The following is a 1,495-nucleotide window of genomic DNA, read 5'->3' on the forward strand; positions in this document are numbered from 1 at the left end:
CGCCGCGCTGTAGAATGGGCCCACCGCCCGGAGCTTCGCCGCCGATGCGTATGGCTGCATCATGGTTTTTGATCCGCAAGGATCAACCGCATACAAGCTTGCGGCGCGTTTACAGCGCCTGATGGCGAGCTCCCCTCGGTTGCAGATTGTACACCTCTACGAACAGCACCTGCCGGCTCAATGTAACGCTGCCGCCGTGCTCGTGACCATCAAGGGCAAGTCGCTTCGCGATGGCCAGAGGCCCACCCTTGACCGGTTCGCGGCGCCCCAATGAACCCCGGAGCCAACGCAGGAACAAATCAGCGCCACGGCTGAACAAGGAGACGGAGCGACTGAAAGATCACCTTGACAAAGATTAGCCCATATAAGGCTGGCCAGCGTAGTCGAATCCGGGGCATTGGCCGCACCAAGCAGCAAGCGCCGAGAGGTCTTGGGTGAGCATGTCGCCGAGGCGCTGATCGAAGGTCTGCCGGTGTGATCTCTATCATCCGATAGTCTTCCACGCGGATGTAGTGAGTGAGATTGTTGGAATCGTTGGCCTTGATGGTCACGCAACCTTGGTCGAAACTAGGGTCGCCTATCCGGCTCCTCCTCATTGAGAACAGGACTGTCGAATCTGGAATAGAACACCAGCGCCGGTCCGAGATCAAAGATCGTGCCGGGGGCCCAATCGAGACGTTAGACTGAGCAGAGGCGAGTTGAAAGGGTTGCTGTTGTCGGATGAGGGCGGCTTTCGCAAGGTATTGCAGACTGTGGTGCAGGAGGCTTTGGAAGCCGAGATGACGGAGGCGATCGGGGCCGAGAAAGGCGAGCGGACGACGGAGCGGGTTGGTTACCGGTCCGGCTATTATGAGCGCAAGCTTGTGACGCGGGTTGGGGTGCTGGAGCTTCGGGTTCCGCAGGATCGGGCCGGCCGGTTCTCGACGGAATTGTTCGAGCGTTATCAGCGCTCGGAGAAGGCACTGGTATCGGCGCTGGTCGAGATGTACGTGCAAGGCGTGTGGACGCGCAAGGTGAAGGCGATCACCGAGGAGCTGTGCGGCCACGCCTTCTCTGCCTCGAGGGTGAGCGAGGCGACGGCGCGGCTGGATGAAGCCCTAAGGCGTTCTTTGAGCAGCGGCTCGCCGAACCTTACCCGTACCTCATTCTGGACGCGCGCTATGAGCGGGCGCGCGAGGCCGGCGTGATCGCCAGCCAGGCGGTCTTGGTGGCGATCGGCGTGGACTGGGAGGGCCGGCGCCAGGTGCTGGGCGTGGAACTGGCCAACCGGGAGAGCCATTCGAGCTGGCGCGCGTTCGTGGCAGGGCTCAAGCAGCGCGGGCTCGCCGGCGTCGAGTTCGTCGTCTCCGACGACCATCCGGGGCTCAGGGCAGCGATCCGCGAAGTCCTGCCTGAGGCAGTCTGGCAGCGCTGTTACGTGCATTATGCCGATGTCCGGATTATGCCGACCTTGCGGGTGGATGTCGGCTTCGGAGGCGGTGATCGCTGCGATGGG

1 pseudogene is annotated in these 1,495 nt (G+C 62.3%); it reads left to right on the plus strand.

The annotated features are described in order from the left end of the window. Positions 1–698: 698 nt before the first annotated feature. Positions 699–1,426, plus strand: a pseudogene (locus AC0L3D_RS36595) (IS256 family transposase); the annotation flags it as partial. Between the last annotated feature and the right edge of the window lie 69 nt (positions 1,427–1,495).

The sequence above is a fragment of the Mesorhizobium sp. WSM4837 genome (assembly GCF_055811435.1).